Here is an 18,968-nt window from a genome sequence, read left to right on the forward strand (position 1 = left end):
ACAGCGACGCGCTCAGCGAAGGAGAACTCGTGCGAGACCGGCTGTCCGGAGAGATCGCCCTCATTACCGGCGCGACCGGCGGCATCGGCGACGCCGTCGCGCGCCGCCTGACCGCCGAGGGTGCCGCGGTGGTCGTGACCGACGTGGACGCCGGCCGCTGTCAGGCGCTGGCGAAGGAGCTGACAGACGGCGGGGGGCGGGCGCTCGGCCTGGCCCTGGACGTCAGCGACGAGGAGGCGTGGCGCAGCGCGGTCGAGCGGGTGGTCGCCGAGCTGGGCGGCCTGTCGGTGCTCGTCAACAACGCGGGCATCGCCGAGACGCGGACCGTGGAGACGGAGACCCAGGAGTCCTGGGACAAGGTCATCGCGGTCACCCAGACCGGGGTCTGGCTGGGCATGAAGCACGGCGGGCCCGCGATCGAGCGCTCCGGTGGCGGCTCGATCGTCAACATCGCCTCGATCTTCGGTACGGTCGGCGGCTTCGGCAGCCAGTTCTCGTACCACGCCGCCAAGGGCGCGGTCCGCCTGATGACGAAGAATGCCGCGCTGCACTGGGCCACGCGCGGTGTGCGCGTCAACTCGATCCACCCCGGTTTCATCGAAACGCCCCGTTCCCGCGAACTGTGGCGGGGCACGCCCCGGCACACCGCCATGGTCGAGGGCACCCCTCTGGGACGGCTAGGCCGGCCCGACGAGGTCGCGGGAGCGGTGGCGTTCCTCGCTTCGCAGGACGCGAGCTTCGTCACCGGCTCCGAGCTGTACGTGGACGGGGGCTGGACGGCACGCTGACGACACGCCTCGCCTCTGGCGTCACCACACACGCGTGTACTGGTTCACGCCGCCCAGGAACCTCACCTTCACCTGCCCCCGCAGCACGAGGACGTCCAGGTGGGCCGCCGTCTCGTTGACCGCGAGCATCTGGTTGAAGGCGTTGAGTTCCCCGAACGGAACCGCCCGGCGCGTCCATCCGAGCTTGCGCGCAACGGCGTGGGCGTCGAGCGTGTCCTCCCCCAGCGCCGCCAGACTCTTGGCGAGCCGGTCGTCGTGGTGGGCGAGCAGCTCGCCGACCCGGCTGTGGGCGCTGTCGGCGACCGGCCCGTGCGCGGGCAGCAAACGGGCGTCGGCGTACCGGGTCATCAGCCGCAACGAGTCCAGGTAGTCGGCGAGCGGACGGCCACCCGGCTCGGCCAGCTCGAAACCGATGGACGGGGTGATGTGCGGCAGGACGTGATCCCCGGAGAACAGCAACTCCCGCTGCTCGTCCAGGAAGACCACATGTCCCTTGGTGTGTCCGGGAGTCGGTACGACGTGCAGCTCGCGGTCGCCGAAGCGCAGGGTCTCGGCGCCGAGCCAGCGATCCGGGGCCTCCCACACGCTCGGGTCGTATCCGCCGTGGTCCATCGCCTCGATGCGGTCGGCGAGTTCGCCGGCTCCTGCCCTGCGCAGGGTCCGCAGTGAGCCGACGGGTTGGTCGCTGCGCAGTCGGTCCAGCATTTCCAGGCCCGGTCGTTCCCCCGCGCCGAGACAGACGCGGGAACCCAGCAGCCGGCGCAGTTCCACCGCCTGCGTGTAGTGGTCGCGGTGGATGTGGGTGACCAGGATGTGGCTGATGTCCCCGAGGTCGCGGCCGATGGCCGCCAGGGCTTCCTCCAAGGCCTTGCGTGCCTCAGGGATCGCCCAGCCGCCGTCGATCATGACGATGCCACCGTCGTCGGCCAGGTCCTCCAGAAGGTAGACGTTGACGGCATGCAGGCCGTCGTTGGGAAGTGGCAGAGGAACGCGGTGCACCCCGGGCTGTACGGTCTGGAGTCCGGCTGCGGCCCACGGGCCCTGGTCGAACCGCGCTGTCATGTTCCTCCTCATTGGTTCCTTCATTGGTTCCTTCATTGATTCCTCATTGATGGCCGCCGTGGATCACGGCCGTATGGCTTGCGTGGCGGCACAGTTGACGCATGTGCTGCCTCGTCAGGCCTGATCGGGCTGATGGATCTGACCGGCCTGGTGAGCCTGGTCGGGCTGACCGGCCTCGGTGGACGTACGGGCATGCAGTCTCATCGCCAGTTCCCGGGCCCCGCCCCGGTCGAGCTTGCCGACCTTGGTCTGGGGCAACTCCTCGATGCCGTACACGTACTCGGGCCACTTGGTCTTCGACAGACCGACGCTCTCCAGGTGTCCGGTCACCTCGGTCAGGTCGATGCCACGGCCGTCCTCGGTGACGACGAGAAGCGCCACGCGTTCGCCGAGGACTTCATCGGGAACCGCCGCGACACAGGCCCTCGCCACGCGTGGGTACCCGGCGACAGCACGCTCTATCTCGGTGATGTCGATGTTGCGGCCGCCGCGGATGATGATGTCCTTCTCGCGGCCCATGATGCTGATGGTGCCGTCCTCGTGTGTCATCAGCAGGTCGCCGGTGGGGAGATAGCCGTCCTCCGTCAACGTCGGCGGATCGATCTTGCCGTCGCGGGCGTAGCCGAGGAAGAGGGACGGCCCGCGCACCTGAGCCCGGCCGATCACGCCCGGTCCGGCTACCTGCCCGTCGGGGGTGAGCGCGCGCACATCCGTGCCCGGGAAGGGACGGCCGTCTCTGCCGAGCCGGATCTCCTCGGGGTCGTCTGGGCTCGGCGAGGTGTGGCCGAGGCACTCGGACATGCCGAAGACGCGGAGAATCTTCGTGCCCAGGGACCGTTCGGCCCTGCCCAGTGCGCCGCGGTCCATGGGCCCGCCGCCGACAGTGATCGACCTGGTCCCGCGGAGAATGCCCGAGCCGGCCGCCTCGGCTCCCATCTGCAGCGCCATGGTCGGTACGCACATGGTCCATCGGGCGTCGGCATCGGCCATCCGCCGCAGTGCGACGGCCCTGTCCCACTTCGCCGTCATGACGAGCGGCCCGCGCAACAGGAGGGAGAGGTACACCCCGAAGCAGTACGCCGCCGTCGACGACAGCGGCACGATCGCGGCGACGGCATCGCCGGGCGACAGACCGTTGATGGCGATGGTGCTCCGGGCGGCATAGCGCAATGCCCGCTCGGACTGTACGACCCCTTTCGGGCGCCCGGTCGACCCGGAGGTGAGGCCGATCAGCGCGCCGCCCGACCAGCGCGACACCTCACGCCTGTGGGGTGTGGACAAGCACTTCCAGCCGCCGAGGACCGTCTGTGCCGCTCCCGGCAGCCGTTCGGGCACCGCCCACTCGTCCATCGCCGAGGGCTCGGCGACCACGGCGTCCGGGCGGATGTCCTCCCAGGCCGCGGTGAACTCGGCGGGCGTGGTGTGCCGGTTGACGACCGCGATGACACCGCCGTCCCCGCCGCTCAGGCCGACGGCGAGAGTGGCGGCGACAGTACGCCATGAGTTGTCGGCCTGGACCATGACGGTGCCGACGGCTCCGTCGGCCTTTCCGGTGGACAGCGCCCCGGCCAGGAGCGTCGCCTCGTCGAGCAGCTGCCGTGCCGTATGGCTGCCCGCATCGTCGATGACGGCGACGAAGTCGGCCTCGTCCGCCTTCTGTTGGAACTCCCGCACTACCTGTCGCATCTCGTCCCTCGCTGCGCTGTGCCGAATTGCGCTGTGCCGAACTCCGTCTACTGAACGCTGGGGTGCTCGCCATGCCGGCGAGCCGGGATCGGCCGGCCAGAACCGGGATCGGCCGGCCAGGGGAAACCTCAGGCGAGGAACATCTCCGCCTCGTGCCCCATGACCGCGATGCGGCGGCCTTTCATGTCGCCGACCTGTGCGACCGCGTCGGCCCACTCGGGGCTCGCGAGAGCCTTCCGCAGGTCCTCCGGAGAGTCGAAGCCGAGCACCGAGATCCCGTCCCAGCCTTCGGAGCGCGGCTCCAGAGCGGCGTCGATCTCGGTGTGCCGCCAGGCACGCAGTCCGGGCAGGCGGCAGGTCAGCTCGGCGTGGTCGCCTCGCCACCACTCGATGAACTGCTCATGCGTCCACTCCGGCGGCCGAGCTGCCAGCAGGACGAGGTTGTACATGGCGGTCCTCCGCACGGGGTCGGTTGAACGAACGTGATCGGTGGGAGAGGCGTACTCGGCCGGGCGGGCGAACACGCTCGGCCGGGCGGACGAACGTGATCAGGTGAAGCGGATCTCGGTAGAGCGCCCGATCAGAAGGCGCTGCAGTCGGCCTTCGTCGTTCACGCGGCCGGCGGCGACGAAACTCGCCTCGGGGACACCCGCGCGTCGTACCTCCCCCAGGAAGAGCTCGTCCTGCCCGAGGGTGGTCGCCGACAGTCGATGGTGCGTGCGGGTGCCCTTCTCACGCTGCTCCAGGTAGCCCACGAGGGCGGCGCGGCCCCCGGCGAAGTCGGTGGCGTTGCCGTCGCCGGTGGAGAACAGGATGGACAGCGAGAAATCGTCGCTGATCAGGTCGAGGATCCGGGACGGCTCGTCCCCGTCGAGGATCTCGAACCATGCGGTGAGGAAGGGGGCCGCGGTCGACGTGTCGGTCATGCCCGGCTCCTGTCCTGCGCGGACCAGTCGACCAGCTCGAACGAGGTGGTGAAGAAGGACTGGTAGCGCGCCATGAGTCCGCCGGGCGAGACCACCGCGGCCGAGAGGAAGGAGCCGGTGTAGCGCCCGCCCTCCGTCACCACTCCATAGACGGTCTCGAGGTCGCCGTCCCGGCTGTAGCGCAGGATCTCGTGCGCCCGGTCCACGGGATTGCGGCCGGCGATGTACGCGGCGAAGTCCTCCTTGGACTTGCCGATGATCTCCTTGCCGGGCAGGGCTATCAGGAAGCGGAAGTCCGGTTCGAGCAGGTCCAGCGTCCGTTCCGGTTGCCGACTGTCCATGCCGGCCATGTACGCGCGCAACGCCATGAGTGAGCCCCTTCGGTCGGCGGCCGCAGCCCTTCAGATCAACCTGAGCCAAGTTCAATTCAGTTAGGATGGTATTCCGGTGGAAACACGCCTGGCAATAGTGCTTCACGGAGCTACCACGGCGGCAGGGGCACCGGCGCAATCGGCACGACAAAGCCCCCCGACGGAATCCGCCGGGGGGTGGGAAGACCGGGACGCTCAGGGCGTCACGTGGCGACCATCCGCACGCAGGCGCCCTCGATCAGTTCGCTGACCTCCGACAGCGGCGTCGGCCCCGACGGCCGGTACCACCGCCAGACGCTGACGATCAGGCCCAGCACGCTCGCACCCAGCAGTTGCGCGTCCCGCAGGGGGAAGGCGCCCTGCGACATGCCCCTTACCAGCAGGTTCGTCCAGTCCCGCTCGACGAGCTGGACCAGCTGGCGGGCCGCGACGCGCTCGGCCTCCTCCCGCTTGGACTTGCGCGGGCCGGAGAGCAGGTCCATGTGGTTCTGCAGGATGCGCATCTGCAGGACCTCGTGGTCGGAGACGTCGTAGGCCGCTCGTACGGCCGCCCGGAGCGCCTCGACGGGCTCCGCGGTGTCCGGCGCCGCCTCCGTGAACTTGTCGTGGGAACGCTGGAGTTCCAGCCGCATGATGGTGAGCAGGCAGTGGGTCTTGGACTCGAAGTAGTGGTACAGCGCGGTCTGCCCGATGCCGACCCGCTCGGCCACGGTGGACCACTTGGTGGCCTCGAAGCCTGTCTCACCGAAGCAGTCGACCGCCGCCGCCAGAATGGCGGCGCGCTTTGACCTCGGTCCCGCTTCCGGTTCAACGATCCTTGTCGCCATGACTGCCCTGTCTCCTGGCTGCCGCCCGCCTCGTCCGTACCCGAGGGTAGCCCCAAGTTGAACTCAGTTGCCAATCGACTTTCAGGTCAAAGGCGCTCCAGCACGGTCGCGTTCGCCATGCCGCCTCCCTCGCACATCGTCTGCAGACCATAGCGTCCGCCGGTCCTGCGCAGCTGGTGGACGAGCGTGGTCATGAGCCGGGCGCCGGTGGCGCCGAGCGGATGCCCCAGCGCGATGGCGCCGCCGAAGGCGTTGATCCGTTCCTCGGCGGCGCCGGTCTCCTTCTGCCAGGCGAGGACGACGGAGGCGAAGGCCTCGTTGATCTCGACCAGGTCGATGTGGTCGATCGACAGCCCAGCCCTGTGCAGGACCTTCTCGGTGGCGGGGATCGGGCCGGTCAGCATGTGAATCGGGTCGGAGCCGACCACGGCCATGGTGTGCACGCGCGCGAGCGGCGTCAGAGCGTGGCGGCGCACCGCCTCCTCGGAAGCGATCAGCAAGGCGGCCGCGCCGTCGGAGATCTGGCTGGAGACGGCGGCGGTGAGCCGGCCGTCCTCGGTGAGGGGCTTCAGGCCGGCCATCTTCTCGAGGGTGGTGTCGGCGCGCGGGCCCTCGTCGGCGGTGAGCCCGAAGGCCGGGGTGATCTCGTCGTCGAAGGAACCGGCGGCCTGGGCGGCCAGGGCCCGCCGGTGGCTGGCGAGCGCGAACCGTTCCATTTCCGCGCGGGAGATGGCCCATTTCTCGGCGATCAGCTCGGCCCCACGGAACTGTGAGACCTCCTGGTCCCCGAAGTGCTCACGCCAGCCGTCACCCGCGTACGGGCTGCCCATGCCGGCCTGTTCGCCGACGTACATGGGGCTGGCGATGGGCACGAGGCTCATCACCTCCACACCACCGGCGACCACCAGGTCCGCGGTGCCGGAGCCGACCGCCTGCGCGGCGAAGTGCACGGCCTGCTGGGAGGAACCGCACTGGCGGTCGATGGTGGTGCCGGGGACGTGCTGCGGCAGCCCAGCCGACAGCCAGGCGGTGCGTGCGATGTTGCCGGTCTGTGCGCCGATCTGGCTGACGCACCCGAAGTACACGTCGTCGACAGCGCCCGGATCGGCGCCGGTGCGCTCCAGAAGGGCCCGCAGGACATGAGCGCCGAGGTCGGCGGGATGCACGCCGCTGAGCGTGCCTTTCCGGCGGCCGACAGGGGTGCGGACGGCTCCGACGATGAACGCTTGCGACGCGGTGGGCGCGGTGGGCACGTGAGGCTCCATGAGGGCTCGGGGCTCGGTGTTCGGGCTCGGTGTTCGGGCTCGGTGTTCGGGCTCGGTGTTCGGGATTCGGAACGGGATCAGGTCCCGCGCGAGGCGTGCGTGAAGTCGGGCGTCCGCTTGCCGAGGAAGGCGGCGACGCCCTCACGACCCGCGTCGGAGGCGGCCGCGGTGACCAGCGCACGGGCCTCGCGGTCCAGGTGCCGGCCGAGGTCCGAGGTGAGCCCGGCGGCGACGAGCCGGCGGGTGGCGCCGAACGCGGCGGTGGGTCCGCGGCGCAGGGCTTCCGCCGTACGCGCGGCCTCGGCGGCCAGCCGGTCGGCGGTGACGACCCGGCTCACCAGGCCGATGTCCGCGGCCTCCGCCGCCGGTATCCGACGGTTCGTCAGCAGCAGGTCCAGAGCCCGCTTGGGGCCGATGAGACGGGGCAGGAACCAGCTGACACCGGCGTCCGGTGAGTAACCGATGCCGGTGTACGCGGCGGTGAACGTCGCATCGTCGGCGGCGAGAGTCACATCGGCGGCCGCGGCCAGCCCGATGCCCGCGCCCGCGACGGCTCCCTGCACGGCGGCCACCACGGGCGCATCGCTCGCGGCGAACGTCCGCAGGGCGTCGTGCAGTGCGTCGGTCACCTCGGTGAGGTGCTTCTCCAGCGCCTCACCCGAGAGCCGGGAGAACTCTCGGAGATCGCCGCCGACACAGAAGGACCTCCCCTCGCCGGTGAGCAGCACCGCCCGTACGGCCCGGTGTGCGCAGGCCCGTGCCGCGTCCAGCAGTCCGCGCGCCATGGTCAGGTCGATGGCGTTGCCCGCCTCGCCCCGGCGCAGGGTGATGCGGGCCAGCCCGTGGTCGTCGATCTCGATGCCGACGCTCATCGCGCCGTCCATCCGCCGTCGACGGTCAGTACCTGTCCGGTGCAGTACGAGGAGGCGTCCGAGGCGAGGAACAGCAGTGCGCCGTCGAGTTCATGGCCGTCGCCTCCGCGCCGCAGCAGGGTGTTGCGCTCGACCCAGTGGCTGGAGCGCTCGTCGTCGAAGAGGTCCGCGGTCATCTCGGTGCGGAACCAGCCCGGGGCGAGCGCGTTGACACGGGTTCCGCTCGGGCCCCACTGTCCGGCCAGCTCTCGGGTCAGGCCGATCAGTCCGGCCTTGGACGCCGAGTAACTCGCGCCGCCGAGGGGCGCGGCGGTCACCAGACCGAGGATGGAGGAGACATTGATGATGCTCCTGCCGCCCGCGTCACCGGGTGCCTCGGCGGTGAGGCGGGCCAGGTGGAAGGGCGCGGTGAGGTTGACGTCGAGGACGTCGGCGAACGCCTCCGGCGGTTCGTCCTCGGCACGGGTCTCGCCGGAGGTGGCCGCGTTGTTGACCAGGATGTCGATGCGGCCGGTGGCGGTCAGCGCGGCTCCGGCCAGCCGCGTACGGTCGTCTGACCGCGAGACGTCGCAGGCCACGGGGTGGATGCGTGCGTGGGAGTCGGCGAGTTCCTTCAGCCGGTCGATGCGGCGGGCCGCGGCGAACACGGTGGCGCCGGCCTGTGCGAGGACGGCGGCGAAGCGTGCGCCGAGCCCGGCGGAGGCACCGGTGACCAGAGCTGTCCTGCCGTGGAGCGAGAACAGTTCGGCGGCGGATCGCGGCGCGCTCACTCGTCCACCCCGATCGGCAGGGCGGTCGCGCCGCCGTCGAGCACCAGGGTCTGGCCGGTCATCCAGGAGGAGGCGTCGGAGGCCAGGAACAGCGCCGCGTTCGCCACGTCCTCCACCGTGCCGAGGCGCCTCAGCGGCAGCTTGGCGGTGAGGATCGGCTCGCGTACCTCCCATACCGCCCGCGCCAGTTCGGTCTTGATCAGACCGGGAGCGATGGCGTTCACCCGTGCCCGGGGCCCGAGTTCGTAGGCGAGCTGCCGGGTCATGTGCAGCATGGCGGCTTTGGTGGCGTTGTAGTAGCCGATGTGCGGGTCGACGATCAGCCCGCCGACGGAGGCGATGTTGACCACCGCTCCCCCGTGCTCGGCCATCCAGGCCCGCCAGGCGTACCGGGTCCAGGCGATCATGCCGTACTGGTTGACGCGTACGGTCTTCTCCGCGCGCGGCAGGTCCAGGTCGAGCAGATCACCGTGGTACGGGTTCGTCGCCGCGTTGTTGACGAGGATGTCGACCCGGCCGAAACGGGCCATGGTCTCGTCGACGCAGGCCTCGGCCTGCTCGGGCTCGCCGGCGTTGGCCACCACCGTGTGCAGGTCGCCGTCACCCTTGACGCGCAGCAACTCCTCGCGCGCCTCGGCGAGTCCGGCCGCCTTGCGGGCCGCGATCACCACATGCGCGCCGGCCGCTCGATACGCGGTGGCGATGCCGAGGCCGATGCCGCGGGATCCTCCGGTGATGACGGCGACCTTGCCGTCGAGGCTGTTGGTGCTCACACTGCCTCCGCCTTCGTGTCGGTCTTCTTGTACTTCGCGAGTTCCTGGCGGGCCACCGTCCGCAGATGCACTTCGTCGGGGCCGTCGGCGATGCGCAGCGCCCGGGTGATGGCGTACAGCCGGGCCAGTACGGTGTCGTCACTGACCCCCGCCGCGCCATGTGCCTGCACCGCGCGGTCGACCACCTTGTGGGCGACCTCCAGCGCCGCGACCTTGATGGCGGCGACCTCCGTGCGGGCGGCGGCGTTGCCGACGGTGTCCATCAGCCAGGCCGACTTGAGGACCAGCAGGCGCACCTGTTCGATCTCGATGCGGCTGCGGGCGATCCACTCACGCACCACGCCTCGGTCGGCGAGCGGCCCGCCGAAGGCGACGCGTTCGGTGACGCGCTCGCACATCAGCTGCAGGGCGCGCTCGGCGAAGCCCACGGCGCGCATCGCGTAGTGCATCCGCCCCGGGCCGAGCCGCCCCTGGGCGAGGGCGAACCCCTCCCCCTCGCCCCGGAGGATGTTCGCCGTCGGCACGCGCACGTCCTCGAAGAGCACGTCGCCGTGTCCGAGCCGGTCGGTGTAGCCGAACATCGGCAGGTCGCGCAGGACCGTGACGCCCGGTGTGTCGCGGGGAATGAGCAGCATGCTCTGCTGGCGGTAGGTGGGCGCGTCCGGATCGGTCTTGCCCATCAGGATGATCAGTTCGCAGTCGGGGTCGAGGATCCCGGAGGTGTACCACTTGCGCCCGTTGACGACGTAGCTGTCGCCGTCACGGGTGATCCGGGTCCGGATGTTGCGGGCGTCGGAGCTGGCGACCTCGGGCTCGGTCATGGCGAAGCACGAACGGATCTCCGCGTCCAGCAGGGGCCGCAGCCACCGCTCCTGCTGCTCGGGGGTGCCGTACAGCGCGAGCAGCTCCATGTTGCCGGTGTCGGGTGCCGAGCAGTTGAACACCTCGGGGCCGATGATGGAGCGGCCCGCCAGCTCGGCGAGCGGTGCGTAGTCGAGGTTGCTGAGCCCGGCGCCCCAGTCGCCGTGCGCCATGAAGAGGTTCCACATGCCCTCGGCGCGCGCCTTCTCCTTCAGTTCGGCCATTACGGGCGGCAGCGCGTGCGGGTTGTCCCCTTCGGCGAGCTGGCGGTCATAGACGGCTTCCGCGGGGAAGACGTGCTGTTCCATGAACGACCGCATGCGGCCTTGGAGTTCACTCGCGCGGGGCGAGAATCCGAAATCCACGATTGCTCCTGTCCGGGATTCGTGTGGTCGGTCCGGATCAGCCGAGGATGTCGCGTGCCGTGCGGATCATCGCGGCGATGGTGGGCGGCAGTCGCTCCTGGTCCGGGTCGTGGTGCTTGCCCTCGCGATGCCGGCGCAGGTTGTGGCCCATGATCGCGGCCATCTTCAGGCGGCCGAGCGCACGGAACCAGTCCATCGCCGGCAGCGGCGGCCGGCCGTCGAGGTAGACGGCCAGCAGTTCGGCCTCGCTGGGCAGGCCGTGTACGGCGTGCCCCACCTGGGGGAAGTTGCGGTGGTCGGTGAAGAGCAGGAACCAGCCGAGGTCGATGCGCGGATCGCCGACGCTCCAGATCTCCCAGTCGACGACGGCCACCGCGCGCTCGCCGGCGCACAGCACGTTGCCGAGCCGGAAGTCCCCGTGCAGCAGCACCGGTGAACGGCCGGCGGGCACATCATGAGCCAGGCGCGCCAACAACTCCTCGCCACCCGGGCGCAGTTCGGCGGGGACGGCGTGCAGGGTGCGGCTCCACCGCTCCAACTCCCCCGTCGCGTCGAGTGGTTCGGGCGCGTCGAATCCCGGTGTGTGGATGTCGGTAGCGTGCAGCCGCCGCAGAACCGTGGCGATCTCCAGCATCCGGGCGCGGGCCGTCGCGACGGGCACGTCTGCCTCGTCGAGTACGGGTTCGACGGCCTCGCCGACCGCGAAGTCCATCGCGAACCAAGCCGGTTGTGTCGCGTCGACGGCCACTACGCCCGGCACCGGGACCGGGGACCCTGCCAGTGCGCGCAGCACCCGTGCCTGGCGCAGCACGTCGTTGCGTCCCACGGGCCGCTGCCCCGGGGGCACCGCCTTGACGACGTACCTGGCATCGCCTGCCGCAACCGAGTACGTCAGCCCCGAGTGGCCACCCGGCAGCACCTTCAACTCGCCAATCGGAGCGCCTGGATGACGGCGGGCGAGCCGGTCACGGACCCGGACTGCCAGCGGCGGCACCTGCGTGGCCGTGCTCATCGGACGGGCTCCTTGGGCAGGCCGAGCACGCGTTCGGCGAGGATGTTGTGCTGGATCTCGTCGGTGCCGCCCGCGATGCTGTAGCCCGGGGCACCGAGCAGGTGCTCCGTCCAGGCGTAGGTCCCCCACTCCCCCGTGTCCGCGACGAGGCTCGGTCCCAGGAGCTCGGAGACCAGGTCGCTGGTGCGCCGCATGGTCTCGGTGGCGTAGAGCTTGCCGACCGAGGCTTCCGCGCCGGGCTCGCGTCCGGCGACGAGGGCGGCGGTCACCCGCAGGCCGATGAGCCGTTGGACGAGGGTGCGGAGGTAAAGGTCGGCGGCGCGCTGCTGTTCGCTGCCGGTGAGCGGGCGGGGCAGGCGCCCGGCCAGTTCGAGCGCTCGGTCGGCGTTGTCCAGGCCGAGGTTGCCGGAGTCCAGCCGCTCGGCGGCCAGCACACTCAGCGTGACCCGCCAGCCCTCGCCGACCGGACCGAGCCGGTCGGTGTCGGGCACCATCACACCGTCGAGGTAGACCTCGTTGAAGCTGGTGCCGCCGGTCATCTGCCGTATGGGCCGTACGGTCACGCCCGGTGCGTCCATGCGCACCAGGAAGACGGTGATGCCCGCATGCTTGCGTACGTCCGGGTCGGTGCGGCACACCGCGACGCCCCAGGTCGCCACGCGGGCGCCGGAGGTCCACACCTTGTGCCCCCGCAGCACCCAGTGGTCGCCCTCGCGCACTGCCCTGGTCCGCACCGCGGCGAGGTCGGACCCGGCCTCGGTCTCCGAGAACAGCTGGCAGGCCAGCTCGTCGGTGCGCAGCATGGGCCGCAGCCAGCGTCGCTTCTGCTCCTCCGTGCCCCAGATGCCGACCGCGGGGGCGACCAGCTGCTGCGTCACCGGGAAGATCTCGGTGCGGTGCGGCACGTCGAAGGCCGCCTCTTCGGTGCGGTAGAGCTGCTCGTAGTACGCGGGCAGGCCCCGGCCTCCGTACTCCGCCTGCCAGTTGAGCGCGCCCCACCCCTGGTCATAGCGGGCGCGTTCCCACTCCTGGGTGCGCAAGGTGTGCTCGCGCTCCTGCTCCTCGGTCCAGTTCTCGAACACGGCGACGGAGTCGGAGCCGCTGCCCCACTGCTCGTCGTCGGCGCGGGTCCTGGCGACCGTGGAGAGCCATTGCCGGGCCCCGGCGCGGAACTCCTCGGGCTCCGGGACAGGTTCCGGGATGGATTCTGGAATGCCGCTCATCTGTTCTTCCACCTCCGATCGGCGAGAGGTTCAGCGGGACAGCACCGTGCAGGCGCTCACACCTGGGGCGCCGTACACATGGGTGAAACCGACTCTGGGACGGCCCGGGACCTGGCGCTCGCCGGCCCGGCCGCGCAGTTGCTGGACGATCTCGTGGACCTGGCGCAGTCCGGAGGCGCCGATGGGTTCGCCGTTGGCGATGCAGCCGCCATCGGTGTTGACCGGCAGCGTTCCGCCGATCTCGGTGGCGCCGGAGGCGACCAGCCGCTCCTGCTCGCCGTCCTCGCAGAACCCGCATTCGGCCATGTGCATGACCTCGGCGCCGCTCTCGGTGTCCTGCAGCTGGCAGACGTCGATGTCGCCGGGACCGATTCCCGCCTCCTCGAACGCGGCTGCTGACGCGTCACGGCTGACACTGGTCAGCTCGCCGCCCGGGATCGAGGGGCTGAAGACCTCGAACGAGCCGAAGCGCCGGGTACGCACGGCCACCGAGCGCAAGGTGACCGGCGTGCCGTCCAGGGTGCGGGCGGCCTCGGGTGAGCAGAGCACCAACGCGACCGCGCCGGCTCCCGGGGAGCAGAACATGTACCGGGTCAGCGGGTCACTGACCATGCCGGAGTCGAGGATCTCGTCGGCCGAGAGCGGCTTGCGGCGCCACGCCTCGGGAGTCAGACCACCGTTGCGGTACGCCTTCTCGGCGACCAGTGCCAGGGTGCGCGGGGTGATCGCGTGGTCGTACATATAGCGCTGGATCTTCATACCGAAGAACTGGGTCGTCACCATCAGCCCGTCGCTGCCGTACTCCGCTCCCAGCCCCCAGTCCTCGGGGCGGGGGTCGAAAGCGCCGCGCGGGTGTTTGTCGAAACCGACGGCGAGGACGACGTCCGCCATGCCGGAGCGGATCGCGTTCACGGCGGAGACCAGTGCGCTGCCGCCGGTGGCGCAGCCGTTCTTGACATTGACGAACGGCAGGCCGGTGAGACCGAGTTGGGCCACCAGAGTGTCGGCGAGGCCGGCGCTGTCACTGCCGCCGAACGCGGCTCGCACCCGCGACCAGTCGATCCCTGCGTCCGCCAGCGCGGCATTCACCGCGCTGACGGCGAGCTGTCGGCCACTCGCCTCCGACCGGCCGAACGGGGTGCGCCCGGCGCCGCAGATCAGGACGTCGGTACTCATGCGCGCTCCTCGCCCGGTGGCGTGGGCCTGGCGCGCGGAACGCCGTGGCCCGCGGTCACGGTGAGGGGCATGCCGATGCGGATGTCGTCGTGGTCGTCGAGGTCGAGTACGGCGGCCACCCGCACGTCGTCCGCCAGCTCCACGTAGCCGACCGCGAACGGCTCGAAGCCACCGGGCGGGGGCTGATAGGGCGGCGACTTGGGGGCGTACCTCTGTACCGTCCAGGTCCACAGTGTGCCCGTGCCCCGGAGGACCGCCCGGTCGGCCGGCCCTCCGCAGCGTGGACATGCGTCGTCCGCGGGGTAGACCGTCACCGAGCAGTCGGAGCAGCGTGCGCCCTGGAGCCCGTCGGTCACGGTCGGACTCCGCGGATCCACGACCATCCGGATCAGCGCCCCTGCCACTTGGGTTCACGCTTCTCCAGGAACGCCGACACGCCTTCGTTCGCGTCCTCGGAGTTGAGCGCCACGCCGACGGCGAGGTGCTCCATCACCATCAGGGACTGGGTGTCGGCGTCCAGGCTGCGGTCGATCGTCATCTTCGTGAGCCACATCGTGAAGGGGCTCTTGTCGACGAGGTCCCCGATGAAGTCCTCGACCGTCGCGTCCAGCTTGTCGGCCGGGGCGGACTTGTTGATCAGGCCGAACTCGGCGGCCTCGATGCCGGAGAGGAGCTTGCCGGTGAGCATCAGCTCCTTGGTCTTGCGGATGCCGATCATGCGCGGCACCCGGTAGATCGGGCCGGCGCCGCCGAACAGGGCGCGGCGGATGTGGAAGTCGCCGATCTTGGCGTCGTCCGCGGAGATGGCGAAGTCGCAGGAGATCATGATTTCGAAGCCGCCGGCCGTGACATGGCCCTCCAGGACGGCGACCGAGGGGGTCTTCATCGAGTAGAGGCGGTCGCACACCTTCGCGGATTTCACGGCGACGTCGATCGCGTTCGACTTGCCGACGTACTCGGCCTTCAGGCTGTCGAGGTCGAAGCCCGAGCAGAACGTGCCGCCGCGGCCACGGACCACCAGGACCCGCAAATCGGGGTCCTCGTCGACCTCGGTGATGATCTCGTCAAGCCGGTCCAGTATCGGCACGGTGACGCAGTTCTTCTTCCACGGACGATTGAGCCACACACGAGCGACGTTGCCGTCACGCTCGAACTGGATCTCGTCTTCCACTGCCATGCCCTCACCCTTCCGACCTGAACTGAATTGAATTCACTCCGAGTCTGGGAGGCGGAGGATGCCCTGTCAACCCCTTGATCGGGACAGGTTCAGGAGAGACTCAACTGTGCGGGCACCAGGAGGGCACCGAGGAGGCGCGAGCGTAACCGCGAACGAGGGTCAGCCGAGGGCCACGCTTAAACCGAATCCGATTCAAGAGAAGGCGTACGGGATCGACGGTGGCGGGGCCCCTGGCGACGCGGTGGACGGCGGAACGCCTGTGCTCGCGGTGGGCGGACGCGCCGGGACTGCGCCGTGGTGGAGGGTGCCGAAGCGGAACGACTGGCCCGGGGCGCGACCACCGAGACGCGCTGGGCGGCCGGAGAACGGGTCGTCCGCGTGGACTTCAGCCCCTGCTGCCGGGTGAGTCGGCCGCGCCGCTGTCGACGACGGGTGAGGCCGAGTTCTGCTGCGGACGGCCAGTGCGTACGCGTGCCTCGCCTTCTCACGCGGCGGGGCGGACGGCGAGGCCGATGAGTTCGGCGAGCCGGACCCGGTGCCGGTCGGTCGTGCCGAACAGCACCTCGCTGGTGCGTGCGCGGCGCACGTACAGATGCGCCGGGTGTTCCCAGGTGAAGCCGATACCTCCGTGCAGTTGCACATACTCGGCCGTCGCCAGGCGGAAGGTCTCGGAGCAGACCACCGCGGCGGCGCAGGCGGCCACCGGCAACTGCGGCGAGCAGGCGGCCGCACAGGCAGACGCGTACGAGGACGCCGAGCGCGCCGCCTCCAGCGCGACGAGCACGTCGGCCAGCCGGTGCTTGACGGCCTGGAAGGAACCGATGGGGCGCCCGAACTGGTGGCGCTGCGCGACGAAATCGACCGTCGCGTCCAGCGCGTGCCCGCTGCCGCCGACCTGTTCGGCCGCCAGTGCGGCCCGCCCCGTGTCGAGGGTCGCCGAGACGATGTCTTCGGTGCCTTCCGTGGTGCCCACGGTGATGGCCGGGGCCCCTCGGAACTCCACGAGCGCCTGTCGCCGCGTCTCGTCCAGGACGCTGCGCGGAGTCCGCCGGCAGGCTTCCGGTGTGGGCTCACAGGCGAACAGCCGTGGCCCGGCGGGAGTTCGGGCACGTACCAGGATCAGGTCCGCGCCGGCCCCGTCGAGCACGAAGTCCGCCTGGCCGCGCAGCACCCAGCCCGAGCCTCCCTGCTCCGCCGTGACCTGCGAGTCGGCGGGGCCGTCGGCGTCGAACCCGGCCACCGTCGCCGTGAGCGTTCCGTCCGCGATCCGCGGCAGGTAGCGCTCGCATGCCGCGCGGTCACCACTGTGCAGCAGGGCGGGGGCGGCGAGGGCCACCGTGGGCAACAGGGGCGCGCAGTAGAGGGCACGCCCGGCTTCCTCCAGGGCCACGGCCAGTTCGGCGAACGTGAAGCCCGACCCGCCGTACTCCTCCGGAACGGCCAGCCCATGGACGCCTATCTCGCCCGCGAGCCGCATCCAGAGCAATTCGTCGTATCCGCGCGGAGTGGCCAGATGCTTGCGGACGCCCTCGGGTCCGCCGGCCTCGGTGTGGAAGTCCCGCAGAACGGTGCGCAGTTGCCGCTGTTCGTCGGTTTCGGACAGCAACTGGGGGTCGATCTCGGGGTGACGAAGGTGCATGGCGTGGTCTCCATCGTGCTCGTACGACGCGGAGTGACCGCTGGGCAAGGTTGAGAATTGAACTCAATTCATGAACCGTAGGCAGCCGCCAGCGAGCGGGCAAGACTGCCGCACGAGTCGATTCAGGCCCGCGACATGCCCGACACTCCCGCCGGCGGGGCCGGGGCCCGCCCACCGGGGCCGATCACGTAGTGAACCGGCCGCCGTTGGCGAGCAGCACGGCGCCCACCAGGTTCGCCGCCGCATCGCTCGCGAGAAAGAGGGCGATGTCGGAGATCTCCTCCGGCGTCGCGTACGGACGCACTCGCGGATCGGCGAAGCCGGCACGCAGCGCCTCGGGCGTGCGGGCCGCCATCCCCGTCTCCGTCGGTCCCGGAGCCACCACGTTCACACGGATCCCGGACGCGACGACCTCTTTGGCCACCGCCTGACTCAGGGCGTGCACGCCCGCCTTGGAGGCGGCGTAGTGGGGATAGCCGACGGGGGTGTCGAAGGCCGACGACGAACCGATCACCACGATCGCCCCGGCTCCGGCGGGCCGCATGGCCCGCACCGCGGCGCGCAGCACATGGAACGTACCGTCCAGATTCACCCGCATCACGCGCCGCCAGGAAGCGTCGTCGAGGGAGTCGGTGATCTCGATCGGCCGCCCGTCGACCAGTGCGTCCGCGATGCGCTGCTTGGCCTCGGGGTCATCGACCCCGGCCGCGTGCACCAGGACGTCGAGTCGCCCGTACCGGTCCAGTACGTCCCGTACGACCGCATCGACGGCCGCCGCGTCCGCCACGTCGAGCGCGACCGCGCGAGCGGCGGGCAGCCCCACGGCGACGGCCGCGGCACCGTCGCCGTTCACGTCCGCCAGGACGACGACCTGCGCTCCTTCCGCGGCCAACTGACGCGCGACCGCGGCACCCATGCCGGAGCCGGCGCCCGTCACCATCGCGATCTTGCCCGCGAACCTGCCTGTCTGCCCCTCTCCCGCCGCCAAAGCACTCTCCCTTCACCTCACTGGAATCTATTGAACTGACTTCACCTCTGTTACCGTGACGGCCGCGGGGATGACAAGACCAGGGACGGTGACGATGAGGGCACTGCGACTGACGGCCTGGGGCGAACCCGCGACACCGACCGAGGTCGAGCGGCCCGTCCCGCACGGCACCGAGGTGCTGGTGCGCGTCGAAGCCGCCGGGCTGTGCCACTCCGACCTGCATGTCATCGACGGGGTTCCGGGGGCGCTCCCTTACCGGCTTCCGTTCACCCTCGGCCACGAGGTCGCCGGGCGGGCCACGGCGCTGGGGCCCGACGCCGAAGGGGTGACGGCCGGTCAACGCGTGGTCGTTTACGGACCGTGGGGCTGCGGCGCGTGCGATCGCTGCGCCGCGGGCCGGGACAACTACTGCGACCGGCGTGACACCCTCCCTTGGCATGGCGTGGGACTGGGCCGTGACGGCGGAATGGCCGAGTATCTGCTCGTCCCGTCCGCCCGCCATCTGGTGCCGATCGACGACTTGCCGGCCGTACAAGCGGCTCCGCTCTCCGACGCGGGCCTGACGTCGTACCACGCCGTGGCCGGGCTGCGACCCGCGCTCGGGGAGGGCGGCACCGCCGTCGTCATCGGTGTCGGCGGGCTCGGACACCTGGCGGTGCAGATCCTCCGCGCGACCACCGCGAGCCGCATCCTGGCGGTCGACGTCCGGGAGGATGCCCTGGCTCTGGCGGACCGCTCCGGCGCGGACTTCGGCACCCTGGTGCGGGCGGACACCGCGCGTGTCTTGCGGACGCGGAGCGGTGGCGCGGGGGCGGACGCCGTACTCGACTTCGTCGGCACCGCTCAGACACTGGAACTCGCGACCGGCATTCTGCGCCCGGGCGGTGAACTCGCCGTCGTGGGCAGCGGCGGCGGCCGGCTGACGGTCGCCAAGCCGGGCGTGCTCCCACCGGGGTTCAGGCTCTCACTGCCCTTCTGGGGAACTCGCGCCGAGCTCGCCGAGGTCGTCGGGCTCGCACGCTCGGGGGCGATCCAGGTCGAGACGGAGCGGTTCCCGCTGTCCGCCGCCCCGGAGGTCATCGGCCGACTCCGCCGGGGCCAAGTGCGGGGACGGGCCGTACTCGTCCCCGACTGACCAGGTGCACGGGCAGCTCAGTGCCCTGTGCCCCACTCCTACTGAAGGGAAG

At 70.6% G+C, this 18,968-nt stretch carries 20 protein-coding genes; 2 read left to right on the top strand and 18 right to left on the bottom strand.

The annotated features are described in order from the left end of the window. Window positions 1-29 precede the first annotated feature (29 nt). Window positions 30-788: an SDR family NAD(P)-dependent oxidoreductase gene (locus tag FGD71_RS27650; RefSeq protein ID WP_119103316.1), complete on the top strand. Its 759-nt coding sequence runs from the start codon at window positions 30-32 to the stop codon at window positions 786-788. Between the two features lie 21 nt (window positions 789-809). On the opposite strand, the gene FGD71_RS27655 is transcribed toward FGD71_RS27650, so the two are convergent. The 18 genes from FGD71_RS27655 to FGD71_RS27740 form a co-directional block, all read right to left on the bottom strand. Next, window positions 810-1,850, bottom strand: coding sequence for an MBL fold metallo-hydrolase (locus tag FGD71_RS27655; RefSeq protein WP_119103247.1), 1,041 nt, complete (start codon window positions 1,848-1,850; stop codon window positions 810-812). 114 nt (window positions 1,851-1,964) lie between these two features. After that, complete coding sequence (locus FGD71_RS27660) at window positions 1,965-3,536, bottom strand: class I adenylate-forming enzyme family protein (RefSeq protein WP_119103248.1); 1,572 nt, start codon at window positions 3,534-3,536, stop codon at window positions 1,965-1,967. Between the two features lie 128 nt (window positions 3,537-3,664). Then, window positions 3,665-3,985, bottom strand: a complete 321-nt coding sequence (locus FGD71_RS27665) for an EthD family reductase (RefSeq protein WP_119103249.1) — start codon at window positions 3,983-3,985, stop codon at window positions 3,665-3,667. A gap of 99 nt (window positions 3,986-4,084) precedes the next feature. Further along, a complete protein-coding gene (locus FGD71_RS27670; RefSeq protein ID WP_119103250.1) occupies window positions 4,085-4,462 on the bottom strand; it encodes a hypothetical protein in 378 nt (125 codons plus the stop codon). Then, on the bottom strand, window positions 4,459-4,830 hold the full coding sequence (locus FGD71_RS27675) for a nuclear transport factor 2 family protein (RefSeq protein WP_119103251.1): 372 nt from the start codon (window positions 4,828-4,830) through the stop codon (window positions 4,459-4,461). The genes FGD71_RS27670 and FGD71_RS27675 overlap by 4 nt, the downstream gene beginning before the upstream one ends. Window positions 4,831-5,036: 206 nt before the next feature. Then, window positions 5,037-5,660, bottom strand: a complete 624-nt coding sequence (locus FGD71_RS27680; protein ID WP_119103252.1) for a TetR/AcrR family transcriptional regulator — start codon at window positions 5,658-5,660, stop codon at window positions 5,037-5,039. An 86-nt stretch (window positions 5,661-5,746) separates the two neighbouring features. After that, window positions 5,747-6,913, bottom strand: a complete 1,167-nt coding sequence (locus tag FGD71_RS27685; RefSeq protein ID WP_240436800.1) for an acetyl-CoA C-acetyltransferase — start codon at window positions 6,911-6,913, stop codon at window positions 5,747-5,749. An 89-nt stretch (window positions 6,914-7,002) separates the two neighbouring features. Next, window positions 7,003-7,797: an enoyl-CoA hydratase/isomerase family protein gene (locus FGD71_RS27690; protein ID WP_240436801.1), complete on the bottom strand. Its 795-nt coding sequence runs from the start codon at window positions 7,795-7,797 to the stop codon at window positions 7,003-7,005. Next, entirely contained in the window at window positions 7,794-8,567 is a 774-nt protein-coding gene (locus FGD71_RS27695) for an SDR family NAD(P)-dependent oxidoreductase (protein ID WP_119103255.1), read from the bottom strand. Before FGD71_RS27695 ends, FGD71_RS27690 begins: the two co-directional genes overlap by 4 nt. Beyond that, on the bottom strand, window positions 8,564-9,340 hold the full coding sequence (locus FGD71_RS27700) for an SDR family oxidoreductase (RefSeq protein WP_119103256.1): 777 nt from the start codon (window positions 9,338-9,340) through the stop codon (window positions 8,564-8,566). Before FGD71_RS27700 ends, FGD71_RS27695 begins: the two co-directional genes overlap by 4 nt. Next, the gene (locus FGD71_RS27705; protein WP_119103257.1) at window positions 9,337-10,566 is read right to left on the bottom strand and encodes an acyl-CoA dehydrogenase family protein; all 1,230 of its coding nucleotides are present in this window, start codon (window positions 10,564-10,566) and stop codon (window positions 9,337-9,339) included. Before FGD71_RS27705 ends, FGD71_RS27700 begins: the two co-directional genes overlap by 4 nt. A 37-nt stretch (window positions 10,567-10,603) precedes the next feature. Further along, window positions 10,604-11,578 (bottom strand): phosphotransferase family protein, encoded by a 975-nt coding sequence (locus tag FGD71_RS27710; protein ID WP_119103258.1) that lies wholly within the window; start codon window positions 11,576-11,578, stop codon window positions 10,604-10,606. After that, entirely contained in the window at window positions 11,575-12,801 is a 1,227-nt protein-coding gene (locus tag FGD71_RS27715; protein WP_119103259.1) for an acyl-CoA dehydrogenase family protein, read from the bottom strand. Before FGD71_RS27715 ends, FGD71_RS27710 begins: the two co-directional genes overlap by 4 nt. Before the next feature lie 30 nt (window positions 12,802-12,831). Then, window positions 12,832-13,977 (bottom strand): thiolase family protein, encoded by a 1,146-nt coding sequence (locus FGD71_RS27720; RefSeq protein ID WP_119103260.1) that lies wholly within the window; start codon window positions 13,975-13,977, stop codon window positions 12,832-12,834. Beyond that, a complete protein-coding gene (locus tag FGD71_RS27725; RefSeq protein WP_119103317.1) occupies window positions 13,974-14,360 on the bottom strand; it encodes a Zn-ribbon domain-containing OB-fold protein in 387 nt (128 codons plus the stop codon). The genes FGD71_RS27720 and FGD71_RS27725 overlap by 4 nt, the downstream gene beginning before the upstream one ends. Window positions 14,361-14,365: 5 nt before the next feature. After that, a complete protein-coding gene (locus tag FGD71_RS27730; RefSeq protein WP_119103261.1) occupies window positions 14,366-15,154 on the bottom strand; it encodes an enoyl-CoA hydratase/isomerase family protein in 789 nt (262 codons plus the stop codon). Between the two features lie 484 nt (window positions 15,155-15,638). Beyond that, window positions 15,639-16,793 carry an acyl-CoA dehydrogenase family protein gene (locus FGD71_RS27735; protein WP_119103262.1) on the bottom strand — a complete coding sequence of 385 codons (1,155 nt, stop codon included), beginning with the start codon at window positions 16,791-16,793 and terminating at the stop codon, window positions 15,639-15,641. 184 nt (window positions 16,794-16,977) lie between these two features. Beyond that, window positions 16,978-17,781, bottom strand: a complete 804-nt coding sequence (locus FGD71_RS27740) for an SDR family NAD(P)-dependent oxidoreductase (protein WP_240436802.1) — start codon at window positions 17,779-17,781, stop codon at window positions 16,978-16,980. 94 nt (window positions 17,782-17,875) lie between these two features. Between FGD71_RS27740 and FGD71_RS27745 the strand changes: the two genes are divergently transcribed. After that, the gene (locus tag FGD71_RS27745) at window positions 17,876-18,916 is read left to right on the top strand and encodes an NAD(P)-dependent alcohol dehydrogenase (RefSeq protein WP_119103263.1); all 1,041 of its coding nucleotides are present in this window, start codon (window positions 17,876-17,878) and stop codon (window positions 18,914-18,916) included. Window positions 18,917-18,968: the final 52 nt, after the last annotated feature.

The sequence above is a fragment of the Streptomyces sporangiiformans genome, from assembly GCF_005768555.2.
Lineage (GTDB): Bacteria > Actinomycetota > Actinomycetes > Streptomycetales > Streptomycetaceae > Streptomyces > Streptomyces sporangiiformans.

What these genes read in the sequence shown, in the direction of transcription:
- FGD71_RS27690 (WP_240436801.1), bottom strand. Translation starts at nt 7,797, where the DNA reads ATGAGCGTCGGCATCGAGATCGACGACCACGGGCTGGCCCGCATCACC.
- FGD71_RS27745 (WP_119103263.1), top strand. Translation starts at nt 17,876, where the DNA reads ATGAGGGCACTGCGACTGACGGCCTGGGGCGAACCCGCGACACCGACC.
- FGD71_RS27665 (WP_119103249.1), bottom strand. Translation starts at nt 3,985, where the DNA reads ATGTACAACCTCGTCCTGCTGGCAGCTCGGCCGCCGGAGTGGACGCAT.
- FGD71_RS27655 (WP_119103247.1), bottom strand. Translation starts at nt 1,850, where the DNA reads ATGACAGCGCGGTTCGACCAGGGCCCGTGGGCCGCAGCCGGACTCCAG.
- FGD71_RS27725 (WP_119103317.1), bottom strand. Translation starts at nt 14,360, where the DNA reads ATGGTCGTGGATCCGCGGAGTCCGACCGTGACCGACGGGCTCCAGGGC.
- FGD71_RS27715 (WP_119103259.1), bottom strand. Translation starts at nt 12,801, where the DNA reads ATGAGCGGCATTCCAGAATCCATCCCGGAACCTGTCCCGGAGCCCGAG.
- FGD71_RS27670 (WP_119103250.1), bottom strand. Translation starts at nt 4,462, where the DNA reads ATGACCGACACGTCGACCGCGGCCCCCTTCCTCACCGCATGGTTCGAG.
- FGD71_RS27660 (WP_119103248.1), bottom strand. Translation starts at nt 3,536, where the DNA reads ATGCGACAGGTAGTGCGGGAGTTCCAACAGAAGGCGGACGAGGCCGAC.
- FGD71_RS27675 (WP_119103251.1), bottom strand. Translation starts at nt 4,830, where the DNA reads ATGGCGTTGCGCGCGTACATGGCCGGCATGGACAGTCGGCAACCGGAA.
- FGD71_RS27735 (WP_119103262.1), bottom strand. Translation starts at nt 16,793, where the DNA reads ATGCACCTTCGTCACCCCGAGATCGACCCCCAGTTGCTGTCCGAAACC.
- FGD71_RS27730 (WP_119103261.1), bottom strand. Translation starts at nt 15,154, where the DNA reads ATGGCAGTGGAAGACGAGATCCAGTTCGAGCGTGACGGCAACGTCGCT.
- FGD71_RS27720 (WP_119103260.1), bottom strand. Translation starts at nt 13,977, where the DNA reads ATGAGTACCGACGTCCTGATCTGCGGCGCCGGGCGCACCCCGTTCGGC.
- FGD71_RS27710 (WP_119103258.1), bottom strand. Translation starts at nt 11,578, where the DNA reads ATGAGCACGGCCACGCAGGTGCCGCCGCTGGCAGTCCGGGTCCGTGAC.
- FGD71_RS27680 (WP_119103252.1), bottom strand. Translation starts at nt 5,660, where the DNA reads ATGGCGACAAGGATCGTTGAACCGGAAGCGGGACCGAGGTCAAAGCGC.